At 43.6% G+C, this 17,605-nt stretch carries 16 protein-coding genes; 12 read left to right on the top strand and 4 right to left on the bottom strand.

Annotated features, from left to right (window positions below; translation table 11 throughout):
* Window positions 1-58 precede the first annotated feature (58 nt).
* Together AC1F2U_RS09310 and metH are read right to left on the bottom strand one after the other, a co-directional pair.
* Window positions 59-700, bottom strand: a complete 642-nt coding sequence (locus tag AC1F2U_RS09310) for a class I SAM-dependent methyltransferase (protein ID WP_322708981.1) — start codon at window positions 698-700, stop codon at window positions 59-61.
* 249 nt (window positions 701-949) lie between these two features.
* Window positions 950-4,477: a methionine synthase gene (gene metH, locus AC1F2U_RS09305; protein ID WP_480260835.1), complete on the bottom strand. Its 3,528-nt coding sequence runs from the start codon at window positions 4,475-4,477 to the stop codon at window positions 950-952.
* A 702-nt stretch (window positions 4,478-5,179) separates the two neighbouring features.
* On the opposite strand from metH, the gene AC1F2U_RS09300 reads away from it, so the two are divergent.
* The 6 genes from AC1F2U_RS09300 to AC1F2U_RS09275 all read left to right on the top strand — a co-directional run bounded on the left by AC1F2U_RS09300 (window position 5,180) and on the right by AC1F2U_RS09275 (window position 9,869).
* Complete coding sequence (locus AC1F2U_RS09300; RefSeq protein ID WP_480260834.1) at window positions 5,180-5,809, top strand: DUF4126 domain-containing protein; 630 nt, start codon at window positions 5,180-5,182, stop codon at window positions 5,807-5,809.
* A gap of 120 nt (window positions 5,810-5,929) precedes the next feature.
* Window positions 5,930-6,214, top strand: a complete 285-nt coding sequence (locus tag AC1F2U_RS09295) for a hypothetical protein (RefSeq protein ID WP_480260833.1) — start codon at window positions 5,930-5,932, stop codon at window positions 6,212-6,214.
* 171 nt (window positions 6,215-6,385) lie between these two features.
* On the top strand, window positions 6,386-7,243 hold the full coding sequence (locus AC1F2U_RS09290) for a leucine-rich repeat domain-containing protein (protein WP_480260832.1): 858 nt from the start codon (window positions 6,386-6,388) through the stop codon (window positions 7,241-7,243).
* Window positions 7,244-7,279: 36 nt separating this feature from the next.
* On the top strand, window positions 7,280-7,405 hold the full coding sequence (locus AC1F2U_RS09285) for a hypothetical protein (protein ID WP_480260831.1): 126 nt from the start codon (window positions 7,280-7,282) through the stop codon (window positions 7,403-7,405).
* Between the two features lie 132 nt (window positions 7,406-7,537).
* Window positions 7,538-8,416 carry an N-acetylmuramoyl-L-alanine amidase gene (locus tag AC1F2U_RS09280; protein WP_480260830.1) on the top strand — a complete coding sequence of 293 codons (879 nt, stop codon included), beginning with the start codon at window positions 7,538-7,540 and terminating at the stop codon, window positions 8,414-8,416.
* Between the two features lie 196 nt (window positions 8,417-8,612).
* Window positions 8,613-9,869 (top strand): FAD-dependent hydroxylase, encoded by a 1,257-nt coding sequence (locus AC1F2U_RS09275; protein ID WP_480260829.1) that lies wholly within the window; start codon window positions 8,613-8,615, stop codon window positions 9,867-9,869.
* A gap of 34 nt (window positions 9,870-9,903) precedes the next feature.
* Here AC1F2U_RS09275 and AC1F2U_RS09270 read toward each other — a convergent pair whose 3' ends face one another.
* Entirely contained in the window at window positions 9,904-11,430 is a 1,527-nt protein-coding gene (locus AC1F2U_RS09270) for a site-2 protease family protein (protein ID WP_480260870.1), read from the bottom strand.
* A 194-nt stretch (window positions 11,431-11,624) separates the two neighbouring features.
* Here AC1F2U_RS09270 and AC1F2U_RS09265 point away from each other — a divergent pair, with 194 nt between their 5' ends.
* The 3 genes from AC1F2U_RS09265 (at window position 11,625) to AC1F2U_RS09255 (ending at window position 13,450) form a co-directional block, all read left to right on the top strand.
* A complete protein-coding gene (locus tag AC1F2U_RS09265; protein WP_480260828.1) occupies window positions 11,625-12,356 on the top strand; it encodes an MBL fold metallo-hydrolase in 732 nt (243 codons plus the stop codon).
* Window positions 12,292-12,570, top strand: coding sequence for a pentapeptide repeat-containing protein (locus tag AC1F2U_RS09260; RefSeq protein ID WP_480260869.1), 279 nt, complete (start codon window positions 12,292-12,294; stop codon window positions 12,568-12,570). Before AC1F2U_RS09265 ends, AC1F2U_RS09260 begins: the two co-directional genes overlap by 65 nt.
* Before the next feature lie 82 nt (window positions 12,571-12,652).
* Window positions 12,653-13,450 carry a phytochelatin synthase family protein gene (locus AC1F2U_RS09255; RefSeq protein ID WP_480260826.1) on the top strand — a complete coding sequence of 266 codons (798 nt, stop codon included), beginning with the start codon at window positions 12,653-12,655 and terminating at the stop codon, window positions 13,448-13,450.
* Window positions 13,451-13,594: 144 nt separating this feature from the next.
* Here AC1F2U_RS09255 and dnaG read toward each other — a convergent pair whose 3' ends face one another.
* Window positions 13,595-15,550, bottom strand: coding sequence for a DNA primase (gene dnaG / locus AC1F2U_RS09250; RefSeq protein WP_480260868.1), 1,956 nt, complete (start codon window positions 15,548-15,550; stop codon window positions 13,595-13,597).
* 189 nt (window positions 15,551-15,739) lie between these two features.
* Here dnaG and tftA point away from each other — a divergent pair, with 189 nt between their 5' ends.
* From tftA to AC1F2U_RS09235, 3 genes are read left to right on the top strand one after another with little or no spacing between them, the layout of a single operon-like run.
* Window positions 15,740-17,092 carry a hormogonium tapered terminus morphoprotein TftA gene (gene tftA, locus AC1F2U_RS09245; protein ID WP_480260824.1) on the top strand — a complete coding sequence of 451 codons (1,353 nt, stop codon included), beginning with the start codon at window positions 15,740-15,742 and terminating at the stop codon, window positions 17,090-17,092.
* Complete coding sequence (locus AC1F2U_RS09240) at window positions 17,089-17,289, top strand: hypothetical protein (RefSeq protein ID WP_480260823.1); 201 nt, start codon at window positions 17,089-17,091, stop codon at window positions 17,287-17,289. Before tftA ends, AC1F2U_RS09240 begins: the two co-directional genes overlap by 4 nt.
* Window positions 17,290-17,325: 36 nt before the next feature.
* Window positions 17,326-17,535 carry a hypothetical protein gene (locus tag AC1F2U_RS09235; RefSeq protein ID WP_480260822.1) on the top strand — a complete coding sequence of 70 codons (210 nt, stop codon included), beginning with the start codon at window positions 17,326-17,328 and terminating at the stop codon, window positions 17,533-17,535.
* Window positions 17,536-17,605 lie beyond the last annotated feature (70 nt).

Here is a 17,605-nt window from a genome sequence, read left to right as displayed (position 1 = left end):
GCCATTTTCTGATTCGGATTCCCCTACTTCCGACTTCCCACTCCCCACAGATTGCTGTTTAAGTATTACTAGAATTTTTCTCCAACACCAAAAAATAATGGTATGGATAAGTAGGATCGATAAATTCTTGCTTAACAGTTAACCCAGCTTTGGCAACAGAGTTTAAAATCCGCGTTTTCGGATATCCTTTTAAACCCATTTCCCAGCAGTGTTCGTCACAGACTGGCGTTGTACTCCAGAATTTTGGCACATTGAATAGTAAATGCCTTGGTCTACCTGAGAAAGAGGTTTTCACCTGAAACGAGAGGTATTGAGTGCAATAGGGAATCGAAATCACCAAAAATTTCTTAGTTGCAATAGCAAGTTTTCTCAATGCTTCTTCTGACTCAGGGTAGGGGAAGTGTTCCAGCACTTGAAACAGGACAATCGCATCAAATTTATCTTTTGGTAAGGAAAAATCTGTAGTCAAATCCAAAATTATTTCTGGCTTGAGGCTGGGGTCAACATCAGCAGTGGAGACATTGTATCCATTATTCTTCAAGATGTCTGTTAACAGAGAATTAAAAATCCCAATTTCCAGAACGTTTTTTACCTGATTACCCAGCGAAAAAATTAGACGCAACTGGTGATGATAACTGATGAGGCGATTTTTGGATAAATATTCTGAATTTCTAATATCTAACGAGCTAATGAGTTGCATAAATAAGCCTACCTAAGCTGAGAGATTAACAAATTTGGTGCGTATACAACTACAGGATTCCCGAAACAATCATCAAAGTAACATCTGAACCTCACTCCAAACCTCTCTCCTACAAGGAGAGAGGCTTTGAATCTTACTCCCCTTATCTCTCCTACGAGGAGAAATAAGAGAGAGGTAGGGAAGAGGTTAGGGGGATTTTCCAAGGCAAAATATCACTAACACCAAGCGTATTGGGTTAATGAGTAGATTCTACGCGCTAAAGTATTTGGCTAACGGGTGATAGGTAATAATCGCAGTGGTAGACTGTTCTGGATAAAGTTGTTCGCTTTCATCCATATACAAGTTAATCCTGTCAGTCTGCAATAACTCCAGTTGCTTGTATTGGTCTTGAATATTGGGACAAGCTGGATACCCAAAACTATACCGCGAACCACGATAGCGTTGTGCCAATATATCCCGAATATTGTCGGGTTCCTCAGCAGCAAAACCTAACTCGCGGCGAATTCTGGCGTGTGTCCACTCTGCTACAGCTTCCGCCACCTGCACCGCCATGCCGTGGAAATACAGATAATCGGTGTATTGATTGGCAGCAAACAGCTTTTGGGCGAACTCTGTGGCAATCTCACCCACAGTCACCGCCTGCATCGGGAAGACATCAATAATTCCCGACTCCTTCGGTGCAAAGAAATCTGCGATGCACAGCCGCCTTAAAGATTTCTGTCTGGGAAACTCGAAAGTTGTAACCTGTTGTGAGTGGTTCTCTGAATCATATATATGTAGAGAATTACCCTCGGCTTGACAAGGGAAATACCCGTAAATCACCTGGGGATGCAACAGATTCTCTTCAATAATTCGCTGTTTCCAAGTTTCTAAAACTGGGTAAACTTTCTCCGCTAAGAAAGCCTGATATTCTTCCTTAGATTGTTCCTTTGGTTTGCGGAATTGCCACTGTCCAGCAACTAAAGCTTGTAAATCTAAATGCCAGAATATTTCCTCAATGGGAATATCACTAGGCTGCAATAACTTCGTTCCCCAGAAAGGCGGTGTGGGACGTTCAATATCTACAGCCACAGCTTCGGAACGTCTCGTATCTACTACTTTTGGTTCAGCAGATGTTTCTTCAGCAGTCTTAGCTTTTGGTTCTTTGTGACCATTTGTCGAAACTTCAGCCGTTTCGACTTCGTTCAAAAATCCTTGCAAATCTTCCCAGTTATTAGTTGCCTTTGCTGGCATTAGTTTATCCATGAAGTGCAAGTCAGAAAAGGCATCTTTGCCATAAACAACTTTACCTTTATAGGTATTTTGGCAATCTTCATAGACAAACTTGGGAGTCAACGCCGCACCACCTAATATCACGGGGACACTAATTCCCTTTGCGTTGAATACCTCCAAGTTCTCTTTCATGAAGGCGGTGGATTTTACCAGTAAACCACTCATGGCTATACAATCAGCTTTATGCTGTTCGTAAGCGTTGATGATGTTTTCTACCGGCTGCTTAATTCCCAGGTTAATCACCTTATAGCCGTTGTTGGACAAGATGATATCCACCAAGTTTTTACCAATGTCGTGGACATCGCCTTTAACTGTGGCAATGATAAAGGTTCCCTTGGCGTTGTTACCTGATTCTGATTTTTCCATGAAGGGTTCTAGAAACGCCACCGCCGCTTTCATGGTTTCGGCAGATTGCAGAACGAAGGGTAACTGCATTTGTCCAGAACCGAATAATTCCCCGACAACTTTCATGCCATCTAGCAAGAAGGTGTTGATAATCTCCAAGGGGGGATGTTCTTCTAAGGCTTTTTTCAGATGTTCTTCTAAGCCAATACGTTCGCCATCGATGATGTGGCGTTTGAGGCGTTCTGGGATGGGGAGACTTTCATCTAAGGAGCGATCGCGCTTAGTTGTCACCCCGGCAAACGCTGTGGTAAGCTCTCCCAAGGGATCGTAAACGCAAACATTACCCTCAAATTTCCGCTCATCATAAATCAACTGGCGACAGATTTCTTGATGGCGGGCGTCAATCTTCGAGAGCGGTAAAATTTTGTTAGCACTGACAATGGCTGCATCCATTCCCGCCGTCGTCGCTTCGTGCAGAAACACCGAGTTCAGCACCATCCGCGAGGCTGGATTCAAACCAAAGGAAATATTGGAAACACCTAAAATCACATGGCATCCAGGCAATCCTTCACGAATCCGCCGGATAGATTCAATGGTGGCTTTACCGTTTTCTCGGTCTTCTTCAATCCCGGTGGAAATTGGTAACGCTAGGGTATCAAAGAATATTTCTGTGGGTGGTATGCCATATTCTACAGCTTGGCGGTATGCCCGTTGGGCGATCGCAAACTTTTTATCTGCTGTCCGCGCCATTCCATCTTCATCGATAGTACCAATGACTACACCAGCACCGTATTTTTTCGCTAACTCCAGCACCTTTAAAAAGCGCGATTCCCCATCTTCGTAGTTGGTGGAATTCAGCAAACACTTACCACCGGCAACCTTTAAACCCGCCTCCATCTTTTCCCATTCGGTGGAGTCAAGCATTAAGGGCAATGTGACATTATTAACAATGCGCGAAACTAATTCGTGCATATCCCGCACGCCGTCACGTCCCACATAATCGACGTTGACATCAAGGATGTGTGCGCCTTCTTTTACTTGCGCCCTCGCCATTGAAACGAGTCCGTCCCAATCTTCCGCGTTTAGCAAATCGCGGCACTTCTTAGAACCACTGGCGTTGAGACGTTCACCAACAATCAAGAAGGAATTATCTTGGTCGTAGGGCTGAGTGGTGTAAATTGATGCTGCTGCTGGTTCTAAGCTAGGATGTCTAACTTTTGGCTTCAAACCTTTAGCAACTTCTGCCAATTGTTGAATGTGTTCTGGACGCGTCCCACAGCAACCCCCGATCACTTGGACACCCAAATCTTCAACAAAATGCATCAATGACATCCGTAATTCCAACGGTGTCAGACGGTAGTGCGCTTGACCGCCGACGTTCTCAGGTAAACCTGCGTTGGGTATACAGGAAACGATGAAAGGTGAATGTTCTGCCAAATACTTGATATGTGGTTTCATCAAGTCTGGGCCGGTGGCGCAGTTTAGACCGAGAATGTCAATTGGATAAGGTTCTAAGATTGTCAGCACAGCGCTGATTTCGGAACCAACCAACATTGTGCCCATGCTTTCCATTGTCACAGACACCATCAACGGTCTGCGATCGCCCTTCTTAGCAAACACTTCTTCAATGGCATTCAGCGCCGCTTTAATTTGCAGCACATCTTGGCAAGTTTCCACCAGAAATAAATCGACACCACCATCCCACAGTGCCTCTGCTTGTTCAGCAAAAGTAGCTTTCATGGTGTCAAAGTCAATATGTCCCAAGGTAGGGAGTTTAGTTGTCGGGCCGATGGAACCTGCCACAAACCGGGGTTTTTCTGGCGTGGAAAATTCCGCAGCCACACGCTTGGCCAATTCTGCGGCTGTCTTGCTGAGGTAGTAGGCTTGGTCTGCCAAGTCATATTCTGCCAGCACCAGGGACGTACTGCCAAAGGTATCGGTTTCAATGACATCAGCACCAGCAGCGAGAAAGTCGCGGTGAACCTTAGCGACAGCTTCGGGTTTCGTGTGGACTAAGTATTCGTTACAACCTTCATACTGTGGGCCGCCGAAGTCTTCAGCAGTCAGGTTTTGGGTTTGTAAGTTGGTTCCCATCGCCCCGTCGAAAACGAGGACTGGGCTATCTGGACTACGCAAACGTTCAAGGAAAGGATGAGTCATATTTTCCTAGAATAAATGAGGATATCAAGTGAGTCATGCGATACTCGACTTACTTTATTATTTTCCAAGATTGTGATATTTTCGGCATCTTTTCATAAAGTCTGTTTTGCTGAAACTCACCATTGGTTCATTTTTACCTGATTTCTCAAGATTGACGACGACAGAATTATGCAAAAGCCGTCAAGGAATAATTGACGAGTCCATTCTTTGTAGAGACGGCGATTTATCGCGTCTCTCTAACGTGCCAGTTTTTTAGACGCAATAAATCGCGTCTCTCTAACGTGCCAGTTTTTTAGACGCAATAAATCGCGTCTCTACATGAGGGGTTTCTGGCTTATCCCAAGCGTATTGGAATAAAACTGGTGACTTGTGCGTACACCGCAGCCAAAGCATCGGGGGGTGGGGTGTAATGACTGTGGCTAGCATAACTAAATTATGCGGATATGATATCACTCTAGAAGTCGCCGGCTTACAAACAAAGCCCTGAAGATGTTGAGTTGAGGAAGGAAACGCAACCTACATTGGAGTTATTTTTTAGGCAAAACCTACACAGTATTGACACAGGTGAGATTTAACTGATTCTACATATAGTCAGATGAAATATTTCCGCCAAGTTTCTTATCTTGGGATCACAACTTAGAGTTGTCACTCCGTTCAGCTCAAAGATGGAAAAAACACCAGGAGTATAACTTGAGTCTTACTATGGATTTAAATTCTTTGTTCAATCTAAATACATTTATAGAATTATTACTGGGGATTAGTTTGAGCGCGGCGGCTGGCTTCAGAGTATTTGTACCACTGCTAGCATTGAGTGTGGCTTCAGTTTTTGGACATTTAGATTTGCCGACTAACTTTGATTGGGTGGAAACACCTCAAGCTGTAATTGTCTTTGCAGTCGCTTGTTCGCTGGAAATTATCGGGTATTACATTCCTTGGTTGGATCATCTGCTGGATATTGTAGCCACTCCTGCGGCATTTATCGCCGGGACAATTGTCACAGCATCCGTTGCTCCAGAGATGAATCCACTGGTGCAATGGACGTTAGCTTTAGTTGCTGGTGGTGGAACCGCAGGATTGACTCAGGGATTAACGAATATATTGCGGATAAGTTCTACTGGCGTTTCAGGTGGATTAACCAATCCAGTTGTGTCAACTATTGAGTTGCTCATCGCAATCGGACTGTCTGTGCTGGCGCTAGCTTTACCAGTGGTAGCAGGAACGATCGTGATTGGTTTTCTAATAATAGCTATTCAAAGGCTCTGGAATTTCTTCTTGAATAAACCATCTTCTCAAATTAACGAAACCGTTTCTCCATCAAGAGAATTGGGATAAGTAGTTATGGATTTGTTTCATAGCTGCGACACCGAATAGCCCGTCGTAGACATCGCAATTATAAAGCGATCGTAGTCTTAGAGTGTGTTAGCGCGAAAGCGTAACGCACCTTTGATACTCGTGAATGAACCTCAGAGCTTCGTCGATGAACCTCAGAGCTTCGTCGATGAACCTCAAAGCTTCGTGAATGAACCTCAGAGCTTCGTCGATGAACCTCAGAGCTTCGTCGATGAACCTCAAAGCTTCGTGAATGAACCTCAAAGCTTCGTGAATGAACCTCAGAGCTTCGTCGATGAACCTCAGAGCTTCGTCGATGAACCTCAGAGCTTCGTCGATGAACCTCAGAGCTTTGTCAATGAGTCTTTTATCTCCGTTAACGAGTCTTTTATACTCGTGAATGAGTGAATGTTATTGCGAGGGTAGTGATGTCTACAACGGGCTACACCTACGCACCCTGCTAATTTAAACATTACAGCCCTTTCTATGCAGATAGAACACATTAATCTAGCCCCACTCCCCATAACCTGCGATACACTAATCTGGTAAATATCGCTACAGAGTTGGTGAGGTTTGCAGATGACAAACGAAGAACTGTTGCAAATTATTGAAAAAGCTGCCAGAGAAAAGGCAACGCATCTACCCCTCTCTTTCAATCAACTCAGCAGCCTGCCGCCAGAAATTAGCCAACTCTCCAACTTGACAATGCTATACCTATCTTGCAATCAACTCAGCAGCCTGCCGCCAAAATTCAGCCAACTCTCTAACTTGACAACGCTAGTCCTCGATAACAATCAACTCCGCAACGTGCCACGAGAAATCAGCCAACTCTCTAACTTGACATGGCTATACCTCAATAAAAATCAACTCAGTAGTCTGCCGCCAGAAATCAGCCAACTTTCCAACTTGACATGGCTAAAGCTCAACAACAATCAACTCAGCAGTCTGCCGCCAGAAATTGGCCAACTCTCCAACTTGAAATGGCTATACCTCGATAACAATCAACTCAGCAATCTGCCGCCAGAAATTGGTCAACTCTCCAACTTGACAACGCTACACCTCAATGACAATCAACTCAGCAGTCTGCCGCCAGAAATTGGTCAACTCTCCAACTTGACAACGCTACACCTCAATGACAATCAACTCAGCAGTCTGCCGCCAGAAATTGGCCAACTCTCCAGCTTGACATGGCTAGACCTCAATAACAATCAATTCAGCAGCCTACCGCCAGAAATTAGCCAACTCTCCAGCCTGGTTGGCCTATCCCTCTATAACAATCAACTCAGCACTCTGCGGCCAGAAATTGGCCAACTCTCTAATTTAGATGAGCTAGACCTCGATCACAATCCATTAACCTCGCCACCGCCTGAAATTGTTGAGCAGGGAACGCAGGCGATTTTGAACTATCTTCGAGCCAGGTTAGAAGCTAAAGGATAATATTTTTCTAAACTGCTGGTAGTTGGTGAAGAAAATGTGGGTAAAACATCATTAAGAGCGCTACACGATGAAGACTTTCACACCCACGAATCCACTACCCACGGCATTGAAATTAAATGGCTTTTAACAGCACTATTGCAGAGATTATCAAGGTATATTTGACTAGAATTAAGGTATTATAGCGATTATTATTTGGATACCATAAGCAGTAGGGGTTTACGGAAGTGCGCCTCTACAACTGACACGCCAGTTTAGCTATAAATTAATATCTACGGTTTTACGGGTATTAGAAAAATGAAGTTTACAGACTGGGTGACTAGGGTGCTACTAATCTGGCTGATGTTCGCCACTTTAATTGTAGTACTGCTAATTGGACGAGCAACAAAATTACACAACAATCCGACAACCTCCCGTGCATCCAATCCACAGGTTACAGCTTTCAGTAAATATCCCCAGGCGCAATTTCAATCAGCGAAAGAGCCAGAGAAGAAATTTCAAAATGTTATCAAGTCCCCAGTCAAGACTAACCAGCCTGTAGCAAGGTACATAACCACTCAAGCTTTTGCCCAGTACAGACCTAATTATCAAGTTGTCTCAGTCGATCCAAGTAACTACGGTGAACGTTACGCCCAAGATGTTAATGGCATTCCTCTCAGCAACCAACCAATTATCGTCATCCATGAAACTGGTTATTCAGCTTCTAGCGCCATCAATTTCTTTCAAGTAGCTCATACTGATGAAGGGGTGCAAGCAAGTTACCACGCCTTAATCAAGTTAGACGGAACGGTGGTTTATCTAGTACCGCCAGACAAGCGGGCTTTTGGTGCAGCTAACTCAGTATTTGAGACTCCACAGGGAGTGGAAACTGTGCAGACTAATCCGACTTTACCCGCGTCTGTGAATAATTTTGCTTATCACGTCTCTTTGGAAACACCGCCAGATAGTTATGACAGTGGCAGTCAACAAACCCATAGCGGTTACACGGAAGCTCAATATCATTCTCTTGCTTGGTTAATTGCTCAAAGTCAAGTTCCAGACGATCGCATCACTACGCACCATTTAGTAGACCGTTCTGGTAAAAAAGTTGACCCGATAAATTTTGATGGTCATAAATTTCTCAGCTTGCTTAATACTTATCGTCAGGTTAGACCAATCTATCGAGTCAGCAAATAATTTAGATGAATAAGAGATCCCCCAACCCCCTTAAAAAGGGGGCTTTTTATATCCCCCCTTTTTAAGGGGGGTTAGGGGGGATCAAGTTTTCAGGTTTTTGGGTGCGTAAGTCCTATTTAATTTTGAATTGTTAACTTGCTCAAGAAGGCGCGATCGCGTCAAAATAAGAGTTAAGACGCTGTAATCTAACTTAACAATGACCATAACGCAGCTTGAGCAAATTTCCCCTCAACTAACACCGCCAAATGAGCGGGGATATGAATATGATTTGGTAATTGTCGGCGGTGGGATTATTGGGTTAACTCTAGCCTCTGCTTTAAAAGATTCTGGTTTGAGTATTTTACTAATTGAGGCGAAAGTCGCATCAGTCGCGGTAGCGAAGGGACAAGCTTATGCAGTTCATCAGCTTTCGTCGCTAATTTATCAAGGAATTGGCGTTTGGGACAAAATGTTGCCTCAAATCGCCAAGTATTGCCGAGTTCGTCTTTCGGATGCCGATCATCCCGATGTGGTGGAATTTACCACAGATGATATAAATACAGCAGAGTTGGGTTATGTGGCGGAACACCAAGCCCTATTGCAGCCGTTGCAAGATTTTGTGCAAAATTGCCCCAACGTGACTTATCTGTGTCCGGCGGAAGTGGTAAATACACAATACCAGCAGAATATAGTCGCGATAGAAATAAAAATTGCCGATCGCCTAAAGACAGTTCGCAGCAAATTAGTTGTAGCAGCAGATGGATCGCGATCGCCAATTCGCCAAGCTGCTGGAATCAAAACTTCGGGCTGGAAATATTGGCAATCTTGCATTGTGGCCTTTGTCAAACCAGAAAAGCCCCACAATAACACCGCTTACGAAAGATTTTGGTCTAGCGGCCCCTTTGCGATTTTACCTTTACCGGGGAACCGTTGCCGCATTGTCTGGACTGCCCCCCACGAAGAAGCAAAAGCTTTGTGTGCTTTAAATGATGAGCAATTTTTGGCAGAACTAACCCGTCGTTATGGCGATCAGATGGGGAAATTGGAATTACTAGGCGATCGCTTTGTTTTTCAGGTACAACTCATGCAAAGCGATCGCTACGTTCTCCCCCGCCTAGCATTAATTGGTGATGCGGCACACAATTGCCATCCCGTCGGCGGACAAGGTTTAAATTTGGGCATTCGGGATGCAGCAGCTTTGGCGCAAGTAATTCAAGCAGCGCACAAAGCGGGTAAAGATATTGGCGATATTCAGATTCTCAAAGGTTATGAACGCTGGCGCAAGCTAGAGAATCTGACAATTTTAGGTTTCACCGATTTGTTAGATCGGATGTTTTCTAATAATTTCTTCCCTGTGGTGGTGGTTCGTCGCTTGGGTTTATGGTTCTTGCAGCGAGTACCTATATTAAAAGTATTTATGCTGAAATTGATGATTGGCTTAAAGGGGCGGACTCCAGAATTAGCAAAACGCTAAGGCTTGAGAACGCGATCGCTGATATGTTTACTTTTTAAATTTGCAAAAAGTTAGCGATCGCTTGCGGTAATGGCAGAATAATTACAATCAACAAAGCCATTGCCAGTAACCCCCAAACGTCACGTTTGTTATCCAATTCAGTGACATCATTCAGTGCAGGTTCATCAATCAACGGCATAAATAATAAGATAATTGCCCACACCAAAAATTCTTCCCGAACTAAAGAAAGTAATAGCAACAACACGCGAGCAATTTGACCAATTACGATCGCAGTTCGTTGTCCAAACATCGCATGGACAATATGACCTCCATCTAATTGTCCCACAGGCATTAAATTTAAGGCTGTGACAATTAGTCCTAAGAAACCTGCTACTGCAACTGGATGCAGATCGAGGGCTGATTTTGCCGTTAATTGGCTTCCCAAAGCTAACTTTGAGAGGATAGCCAGTAAAATTGAATACTTAGGATTGAGAGCATCAGGATTTAAAAGTTGGGTTTTTTCACTCAGGGAAACCACATCAGAATGAGCCAAACCCCATATTAGTAATGGCAAGGTAACAACAAAACCTGCAATTGGCCCGGCGATACTAATATCAAATAAAGCTTTGCGGTTAGGAATGGGACTACGCATCTGAATAAATGCGCCAAATGTTCCTAAGAAGAAAGGCACGGGAATAAAGTAAGGCAACGTCGAGCGAATCTTGTAGAATCTAGCTGTCAAATAATGCCCAAGTTCGTGAATGCCTAAAATAGTCATCAGTCCTAAAGCATAAGGCAATCCCTTCAATAGGACATCTGGGTTAGATAGAAGTTTGAACAAAGATCCAATTTGCCAAATAGGCGGCAGAGTAACACCAGCATTTTCCACCCCCACCAAGGTAGTAGTGATCAAAGTAGCTACTAGCAGCATCAGCGCTAATCCTGGTCGAGTTAATCGTTCCTGATTGCGTCGTGGTGTATCTGTCTGTTTAGCAGCTTGAGTATTCGGAACCAGGACAAAGAAAGGTTTGCCATTGAAGCCTTCTTGAAAGATCAGCAAGAAGCGATCGCCAAATTGTGCTTCAATATTAGTTTTAATCTGCTGGTAAGCGTTGCTGGCTTTAGTTCGCAACTGCCCCCGGCAAATCACAGATTGTGGTCGATACTCAATATTTTGAACGTAGTATACAGACCAAGGAAAACAATTTCGCAATTGGGTTTCTTCCGTTGGTTCAATGGGACGCACTATTGGTTCTGGGGTAGGCTGGATAGTCGGCTGTGATTCTAAGGCTGGGGTTTGGGCTTCGTCGGTCTGTGTTGTATCTCTTGGTACTTGACGCCCCCATTGAAACAACACCCAGTACAAGACTGTGCAGAAAAATACCGACCAGAGGATCAGCCCTGGCGGTGGAGGTTGTTTCGCCCCGTAGATTAGCGTCCATCCACTCAACAGAAATGCTGGTGTCATTAAAACCAGCCACAACAACCATACTGGTGTGCGGGTGATGTGAGCAACGCTGCGCTGCACCATGAGATAAGTAGCTAGCCCCAGCAGGAGGATAAACAGAAACCAAAATGCCATGTTCTCTTCAGTAATTTTGATAAAACGCCCCACCAGTAGCTTCAGCACCATAGCATTAACTACAAGGCAGACTCTCAAATTCCAATTTTTTTCACAACGGTTAACAGTGCTAGTTAACGCTCAAGTTTCAATTCTTGAGCATTTCCGCACTGTAATCAAATTGTCCACAACTCCTCAGTTTCGGTTCTTTGATTATGTGCCCTTTACCTCAACAGCCAAGTCATACAACTAAGCCACCACGGGCTGTCTTCCCTGACGAAGTTCTGAGCGGAGGTTCTCTGCAATCGGACTTCGCACAAGAGAGCTTTTTTGCTTTTCCACCCAATCGGGACACATTAGGGGGAACCTCTTATTTTATTGTAAGAAATGAAGGCAATATCCTCATAGATTGCCCTGCACTAGAAAAAACAAATCAAGATTTTTTAGCAGCGCATGGAGGCGTGCGTTGGTTATTTATCACCCATCGCGGCGCTATTGGCAAGACTGCTGAATTTCAGCAAGACTTTGATTGCGAGGTGCTGATTCAAGAGCAAGAAGCGTATTTATTACCAGGCTTAACCGTAACTACTTTCAGGCAAGAATTTACTCTTGATGCTGCAACACAAGTGATTTGGACACCAGGGCATTCTCCCGGATCATCTTGTCTCTACTACAGTAAACTTGGAGGTATATTATTTTCTGGTCGCCATTTACTCCCTAACCAGCACGGTCAAGCAGTACCATTACGGACAGCTAAAACCTTCCACTGGCCAAGGCAAATTCAGAGCATTAGATTATTGTTAGAACGTTTTACACCAGAAACTCTCCAGTATATTTGTCCTGGAGCTAATACAGGCTTTCTTAGAGGTAAGCGAGTTATAGATCGAGCTTATCAACACCTCGCCTCTCTGGATTTACCAACTTTGCTGGGGATGCAACCATTTTAGAGGTAGCAGGGCTATTCGCTCTCATTATAAATGTCAGTATACTGCTGGGGAGCGAGGTTTTTCTGGAGTCAGTTTAAGGCGTGTTAATTTACGAGGAAGTCACTTTAGTAACATTGACCTCAGTGGCGCAGATATATACACCGCGCATTTGAGAAGCATCAACCTCAGTAATGCTAATTTATTTTATTGTCTTACTATTCATCCGAAAAAATGACAGCATGGTTATGCATCGGATTAAGATAAGTGGAAGTAACTGTTTACACTAAAACGTTGGAAAAATCAGCAGAAAGTAGACAATGGAAGATAATAAAAGCTTTCAGCAGCAAGTAACAAAAATAAAACCTCCGATTAATGAAGCAAAGAGTCGAGTTCGGCAAATTGCTGCGATTATAGGCAGTGTCACTGGATTATTAGGTATCAGTGGTGTTGCAGCAGTAGGATATTATGCATTTGTACCGCCGCCCATAAAACGGTTGCCACTTTCGCAAAATCTGATTTCTTTAGAATCATCAGTAGGGCAGAAAATATTAAGTTCTACTCAGATAAAACAAGATTACACGCCACTTATTACTTATCTAGAAACTCAAAAACGTCCCGCTTATTGTGGTGTTGCCAGTGGAGTAACGGTGCTTAATGCTTTAGGCAAAGGTGAAAGTGCGTATCAGCGTCTCGATCAAGAAAGTTTTTTCAATGGCGTTGCTCAAAGTTTTCGCTCACCTTATTTAGTCACTTTTTTTGGTATGAGCCTTGATGAGCTAGCAGCACTTGTGCAAAGCCATAATCGTACTGTGGAGATATATCATGCATCAAGCACTACGTTAGAACAATTCCGTACCCAAGCCAAAGCAAATTTAAAACACGATAAAGATTTCATAATTGTCAATTACGACCGTTCGCAGTTAGGGCAAACTGGTGGAGGGCATATCTCTCCGATCGCAGCTTATTCCGAGAAGATGGATAAATTTCTAATTCTGGACGTATCGACTTATAAATATCCTCCTGTTTGGGTTTCAGCCTCAACACTTTGGGCGGCGATGAATACTGTTGATGTTGTTACCAAGAAAACGCGGGGATACTTAATAGTTAAGAGGTAGGCGCATTCGCAGAGCGTCTGTCTGCGACACGCTGCGCGAACGTAGAGAAGCGGCTTACCCCAGAGGAGACACAGAGAAGAAAGAAATTGTTAACTGAAATATCTTGAGGTCTAATCAAGATTTCGGTGGAGCGTGAGTGTAAGGCTACAACAACTCGGTGATAGAAAATAACCGTTGTCGGTCTATTTGTTGAAGCTTGATTTTTTCAGTGTAGAAAGCCTGATAATAATATTCATATCGCTCTGGTTCCGCTTCTGGATCGGTTTGTTGCCATAGTTCCAAAAAGTGACGATAGCGTTTTTCAAGCATCACTAAATCCATACAAGCGATCGCAGCTTGAACTACTTGCGGAGTCCGCAGTATTTCTTTTTGGTTTTTTTCATCCACATGAAATAAATGGGAAATTAACCCGATCTCGCTGTCAAATTCTAAGAACCGATCTTGGAGGCGGGAAATTAAATCTGGTAGAGACGCAAAGTTTTTTGTTTCTCCATCACCGGATGAAATTTCTAAAATCTGTTGCCATAAAAATCGGTGGTGGGAAAGGCTAAATTGCAAATCTCGCTCCTCTAGTTCGTCAACAATTATTTGACGTTGTTCGGGACAATGCAAGTAAATTCGCAATAATAACGCCTCTGCATGTTCTAAAAGGCTGCGTTCTGTAGGGAGTGAGGAGTTGGGAATGGAGAGTGGGGATTTGCCACCTCCCCATGCTTTCTTCGCTGATACAGGCTTAGAATATGTCGCCGCAGCCGGAGCAATTTGAGTTAGCAGATTTTCGACTCTTAGGGGTATAAGTCTGGTATCTCCTAAACTGAGTATTTCTGCACAGTAAGAAACGTAATAGTTGCGTGTATCGCTGTTAGCTATATTTTTAAGTAATTTGACTATTTGCTGAGTTACTTGCTGAAAATCAGTAGCCTGTTTTAAGTCTCGGTCTTGAATAATTTGCTGAATCTGCCAGTCTAGCCAAAGTGGCGCATTTTTTAGCAGTTCTCCATAATCTTCTGGAGTGTGGCTATGCAAGTATTCATCAGCATCTTTGCCATCGGGTAAATTGAGAATTTTTAGCTGAACTTCGCCCTTGTATGCTAGTTCGGCAATTTCACCAATCGCCCGTTCGGTTGCATTGGTTCCAGCTTTATCAGCATCAAAGTTGAGTACTAATTGTTTCGATTCGGTGTAGCGTAATATTAACCGGACTTGTTCTAAGCTTAAAGCTGTACCGAGTGAGGCGATGGCGTTATTAATACCAGCAGCGTGGAGAGCGATCGCATCAAAATATCCTTCTACCACCACGGCCCGATCGAGTTTAGAAATTCCATCTTTGGCTCGATCGAGGGCGAATAAAGTTTTACCTTTACTAAAAAGTTCGGTTTCGGGTGAATTCAGATATTTAGGCTGTTCATCAGTTAGAGTTCTCCCACCAAAGGCAATGACGCGCCCTTGGACATCACGGATGGGAATCATCAAGCGATCGCGAAATACATCATAATAACCGCCCCCTTCCCGGCGTGGTTTAATTAATCCCGCTTTTTCCAGTATTTGCACTGGGTAATGTTTATCATCCACTAAATAACGATAGAGAGTTTCCCAACCTGCGGGGGCATAACCTAAACCAAATTGCTGTATAGTTTCTTCTTTGAGTTGGCGGTTAGATTGCAAATATTGAAGTGCTTTTTGTCCTTGCGATTGTCTGAGGGCGTGTTGATAAAACTGGGCTGAAGAAGCCAGAACTTCATATAACTGCTCGCGCAAAGATAGCTGACGCTGTAATTCTTGACGTTGTTCGGGTTCTAAGGTTTGCACGGGTACTTGGTAACGCCGTGCTAAATCCAGTACCACATCAGCAAAAGAACGCTTTCCCAACTCCATGACAAACTTAATAGCATTTCCCCCAGCTTGACAGCCGAAGCAATAGTACATTTGCTTGGTCTGGCTGACGGTGAAACTGGGAGATTTCTCATCATGGAAGGGGCACAAACCGACAAAATCCTTTCCTCGTTTGCGTAAAACTACGTATTCCGAGACGACATCTACAATATCAGCTCGTAGTTTAACTTCCTCAATTGTGTCTGGGTGCAAGCGGGGGATTTGCATGGCTTTGTCATTTGTCACTTGTACTGAGCGAAGCCGAAGTATTGGTCATTGGTCATTGGTCATGAACTTTGGAGAAATACCAAAGGACAAATGACTTTAGACTTCTGATAGCTATTATATTCTTGTTGCCAGACCAAGAATGATATATACAATTGCTTAGACTTAATTTTACCAGAGGAAATACTGAAAATGGGGCGTATTTTTATATCAGCAGCTCATGGAGGCAAAGAAGCGGGAGGAATAGATCTAGGTGCGATCGCAGGTGGTACAAGTGAAGCCAAAGAAATGATTCTGCTGCGGGATTTGATTGTCACGGAACTGAGAGCGCGGAGTTTGGAAATTTTAGCGGTTCCTGATGACTTGAGTGCCGCCCAAACTATCACCTGGATCAATTCCCGCGGCCGCCGGGGTGATGTCGCCCTAGAAATTGCAGCTAATGCGGCTAACAGCCCTTCTGTGCGTGGGGCTAGCGTTTTCTACATTGCTAATAATAGCGATCGCAAGAGCAATGCCGAACAGTTGCTAGTGGGATTGTTGCGCCGCGTACCCCAATTACCGAATCGGGGAGTCAAGCCAGATACAGATAGTGGATTGGGTAGTTTAGCATTCTGTCGTCAGACAACGCTGCCAGCTTTGGTGATGCAAGTGGGGTTTCTCAGCAATCCAGAAGATCGGGCTTTACTGCAAACTCGTCGCCGCGATTTTGCTTTGGGAATTGTCGATGGATTGGTGACTTGGAGTCGTGTGATTGACCCCACTCCCGGAACTCCAGCCGAAGCAAATTATCCGCCTATTAATATTAATATTAATGGACAAAGTTACACAGAACAAGGAGTTTTAGTTAATGGTAATGCTTACATTCCAATTGATTTAGTAGACCTTCTACGAATTGACCTTTCAAAAGCAGCTAATGTCAATAAAATTACCTATCACAAAATAGTTTATGTCAAAGCCATCGAACTACGAGATTTTAATGTTGCAGTCAGTTGGGATGCGGCAACGCGTACTGTTAGCTTACGCTCGAATTTAGCGGTTTGCCCTGGTCAATTTTCGCGGGTAATGTCGAACGGTAATACTTCCGAAATACAGTTACAATTATTTCTGAGAAATAATAATGAAAATGCTTTAGCAAAGTTTCCTGATATCCCAAAACTTTATCGGGAAGAAGCAGGTATAGAAGGAGTGAACTATGATATTGCCTTTTGCCAAATGTGTGTAGAAACTGGATTTTTACGGTTTGGTGGCGATATTAGACCTGAGCAAAATAACTTTGCAGGCTTAGGTGCGATCGGTGGTGGTTCGGAGGCTGCGTCTTTTCCAAGTGCCAGAATTGGAGTCAGGGCGCACATCCAACATTTGAAAGCTTACGCCAGTTTAGAACCTTTGGTACAAGAAGTAGTAGATCCCAGATTTCGCTTTGTCACACGCGGGATTGCGCCATTAATCGATCAGCTATCAGGGCGGTGGTCAGCAGATTTGGATTATAGTGCAAAGATTTCAGCAATGCTCAAACGATTATATGAATCAGCAGGACTTCTTTGAGTCAGGAAAGGAAAATTACTCAGGTTCTGCAATGTGCGATCGCCTATGGTGGGCGGAACGCGATCGCAAATACGATCTGCTTCAGCCAGAATGTGGGTTTTGAGTATCTTATCATTGCGATTTTTTTTGCTATTCTGCCCACTCAGAGGCGATCGTACTTTCACAACACTCATACATCCCTGTTAGGAGAATTATAAAATTTTTATTAAATTCCTTAATTGTCTTAACTGTCCTTGCTTTTTGTTGAACTAAATTTTAATATTTTTTCATTGAGCAAAAAAAAGGACATAAATATATCGGTAAAAAAAACTGTCAATGACGTGACTATTTTGGATGTAAAAGGCAGCAGAAACATTGCAGAAGGTTCTGTAGCTCTTCGTAAGGCAATTATAAACGCCCTTGAAGGTGGGGGTAAAAATGATATTCAAATCATACTTCAATAATTTCTCATAGCAATTGTCACAATTAACACATATATCTTGGCACTTCGCAAACTACTGCCATAGTATTTTG

The sequence above is a fragment of the Nostoc sp. LEGE 12454 genome, assembly GCF_056620565.1.
This window is presented reverse-complemented; position numbering and strand designations above follow the sequence as displayed.

Bases quoted from the DNA above. Each gene is read 5' to 3' on its own strand.
- metH (WP_480260835.1), bottom strand. From the start codon at position 4,477: ATGACTCATCCTTTCCTTGAACGTTTGCGTAGTCCAGATAGCCCAGTC.
- AC1F2U_RS09265 (WP_480260828.1), top strand. From the start codon at position 11,625: ATGTGCCCTTTACCTCAACAGCCAAGTCATACAACTAAGCCACCACGG.
- AC1F2U_RS09270 (WP_480260870.1), bottom strand. From the start codon at position 11,430: ATGGCATTTTGGTTTCTGTTTATCCTCCTGCTGGGGCTAGCTACTTAT.
- AC1F2U_RS09280 (WP_480260830.1), top strand. From the start codon at position 7,538: ATGAAGTTTACAGACTGGGTGACTAGGGTGCTACTAATCTGGCTGATG.
- AC1F2U_RS09275 (WP_480260829.1), top strand. From the start codon at position 8,613: ATGACCATAACGCAGCTTGAGCAAATTTCCCCTCAACTAACACCGCCA.
- AC1F2U_RS09255 (WP_480260826.1), top strand. From the start codon at position 12,653: ATGGAAGATAATAAAAGCTTTCAGCAGCAAGTAACAAAAATAAAACCT.
- AC1F2U_RS09310 (WP_322708981.1), bottom strand. From the start codon at position 700: ATGCAACTCATTAGCTCGTTAGATATTAGAAATTCAGAATATTTATCC.
- dnaG (WP_480260868.1), bottom strand. From the start codon at position 15,550: ATGCAAATCCCCCGCTTGCACCCAGACACAATTGAGGAAGTTAAACTA.
- tftA (WP_480260824.1), top strand. From the start codon at position 15,740: ATGGGGCGTATTTTTATATCAGCAGCTCATGGAGGCAAAGAAGCGGGA.
- AC1F2U_RS09290 (WP_480260832.1), top strand. From the start codon at position 6,386: ATGACAAACGAAGAACTGTTGCAAATTATTGAAAAAGCTGCCAGAGAA.
- AC1F2U_RS09300 (WP_480260834.1), top strand. From the start codon at position 5,180: ATGGATTTAAATTCTTTGTTCAATCTAAATACATTTATAGAATTATTA.